Raw genomic sequence first — 2,485 nt, 5'->3', positions numbered from 1 at the left:
GGGAGGTCAAGCAGAATGGTAGGAGCGCCTCCACACATTATGAATACGATGATCTAGGCAATCTGCTACTACGCACAGAACCAGCTACCGCCAGTACCAGTTACCTCTATGGCGAACGCGGAGCAGGGCCTCATGCTGTGACCAGCGTTAAATCTGGTTCAGTGGTCTCCAATTATGACTATGATGCGGTTGGACGTCAGATTACGGGACCGTCACGGAAGATCGAACCTAATAACTTTGATTTACCAAAAGATGTTTTATTTCAACGTGTAAGTAACGCCTTCAAGTATGATGCATTTCAGTCACGAGCTTCTAAGAAAAATCTGCCCAATAATCGTACAGTATACTTCGAAGATTTGTATGAAGAAAGAATCAGCGGAAACAACGTGTCATACATATTTTATATCTATGGTTCAGAACGTGTGATTAGCCAGGTTAACTGGTCGAAGCGGTCGAGTACTTTTCAACCAGATAGCATCCTGTACTTGCATGATGATCATCTTGGTTCAATAGAGACCGTCACCGACAGTCAGGGTGCTTTGGTGGATCGCTTGAAGTTCTCTCCCTTCGGCGCTCGCCACAACGGAGGTGATCTTGCCTCACCCACGACGCTGCCGCTTGGGAACGTTCGACGCGGATTTGCTGGGCATGAACACGATGAATCAGGTTTCATCAACATGAAAGGACGCATGTATGATCCGCAATTGGGACGCTTTCTTAGTCCCGATCCACTGGTGGGTAATCCATCAAACGGCCAAGCCTACAATCGTTACAGCTATGCCCTGAATAACCCGCTGAGATACACTGATCCAACTGGTTTGCAAGTCGATCAGGGGTCCTGGGGACCTCCCTCAAGTCCTGGTTCTGAAGCCACTTACAATGGGCCGACCGTAGTTGTAGTTGCCCCCTCAGAAACACCGACTGGTGCGCCGACGATTGGTGCTCCTAGTTCCTCCGAACAAGTTTCACGGTGGGATGCTGATGATCAGGGCGCTAAGCGAGTAGCCTTACCTACGCCGCCAGACGCGCCTCAACCAGGCAAAAATCCCCCAGAAGGGAGCGATCTTGGCTCAACTCGAGGACAGGGATGGGTGGAGTTTATCCAACAGGTCATCAGCAAGATTGATTTATCGAGAACGACAGAAGAGAATAGAGCAATATTTCGGGAAGCCTATGAAAAAGCGGACAAGCTGCAGGATCTCACCCTAGAAGAAAGACAGGTTAGCGCGGACAAAGCGCTCGAAAATTTCCAAGATACGGGAAGAAATGCCGGAGCCGCAATCGCGGGAGGTGTAGCGAAGAATGCTGGCAATATATTGCCCATTCCGAATTTCAGGCGGTTTGCGCCGAGGGCGCGTTTGCGCCTTGGCCCGGGAGCGGCAAGCGCCGAGCAGTTTGTAGACAAGGTAGTAAACAGCAATATGGGTCATGCAGCAAAGCGCGCGGTTGAACGTGCTGGATTTCGCACAGAAAAGGAGGCTCGTGAGGCGTTGCAAAAGTTGGGAGCGGAGATACAACATGGAGGAGTTATCCCCAGCACAGCTATCCAGGATACAGCCCACATTGATCGGATTATTGTTCCTGGTTTTGGTCAAGGAGGCGCGGTAGTTTATCAGGTTCGTAATGGGGTCTTGAAATTGAAGACAGTCTTGGAGTGGAGACCACCCGTTCTACCACCCGGATGATGCTGGGTGAGATGACATAGAAAGGGTAAACCTCTGACGCAAATAGAATAACTATGCTGAACCGCCTCTTGATGATGTCGAAAGTAAATTGCGTATTGATGATAACCATTTACAAAGAAGCTTGTACCCGGCAGAAAGAAAGAGAAAGGTGGCCTAGCTGCGGAATAGCAGGGGGAAAGCTTAAGAAGCTCGACAGAAATGGAGCATTATGCGAGAATATCTTAGCTATGTGTAAAAATCATCTTTTTTAGTGGAGAAAGGATGTTCAACCTAGAAGTGTCACCCGACGATGAAGACGTGGCGTACTTACGTCTACCTACTCATCCTGGGACTAGGACTTGTAAATTGTCGAGATCTATCCGCCTGCAGGAGGTGATTGGTCCGTACAGCGGCCCGGAGGTCGTGTTGGATTTTGACGAAAACAATGTTCTGATCGGCTTAGAGTTGCTTGCATGATGCGGCATCAGAATTTTCCTCCTGCGGCTTATCGGACAACGCCTTGTGCCCGGACCCACATAAATTCAAGTTCGTGCGGTATGACGAAATGAGCAAGGATAAGATCTGAATGGTCTGCGAGGAGACGCTGCGGCGGAACGTTCTGAGGGACCAGTATGGTGGCAAAGAGCGGGTACTAGGGATTAGGTCGGTCAGGGGCCACAGCGTCACGCCCCGCCGGCCCAGTTCCCGCTCCACCAGCGCCCAATCCGGCAGAGGCCGCGACTGCATCGCCGGCGGCGGAAACAAACGCCGCTCCAACTCCGCGTCGCTCCACTCCCTGATGTCGCCAAAGCGCAGTTCCG

General features: G+C 50.9%; 3 protein-coding genes. 2 read left to right on the top strand and 1 reads right to left on the bottom strand.

What is annotated here, in order from left to right:
* Together AC5JJ6_RS08900 and AC5JJ6_RS08895 are read left to right on the top strand one after the other, a co-directional pair.
* A partial coding sequence (locus AC5JJ6_RS08900) for an RHS repeat domain-containing protein (protein WP_496041690.1) occupies positions 1-1,685 on the top strand: 1,685 nt, incomplete at its 5' end.
* A gap of 261 nt (positions 1,686-1,946) precedes the next feature.
* Positions 1,947-2,141, top strand: a complete 195-nt coding sequence (locus AC5JJ6_RS08895; RefSeq protein ID WP_496041689.1) for a DUF2283 domain-containing protein — start codon at positions 1,947-1,949, stop codon at positions 2,139-2,141.
* Here AC5JJ6_RS08895 and AC5JJ6_RS08890 read toward each other — a convergent pair.
* A partial coding sequence (locus tag AC5JJ6_RS08890; RefSeq protein WP_496041691.1) for a hypothetical protein occupies positions 2,124-2,485 on the bottom strand: 362 nt, incomplete at its 5' end. The two genes, AC5JJ6_RS08895 and AC5JJ6_RS08890, sit on opposite strands and share 18 nt — an antisense overlap.

The organism is Skermanella sp., from assembly GCF_059503625.1.
This window is presented reverse-complemented; position numbering and strand designations above follow the sequence as displayed.

What these genes read in the sequence shown, in the direction of transcription:
- AC5JJ6_RS08895 (WP_496041689.1), top strand. Translation starts at nt 1,947, where the DNA reads ATGTTCAACCTAGAAGTGTCACCCGACGATGAAGACGTGGCGTACTTA.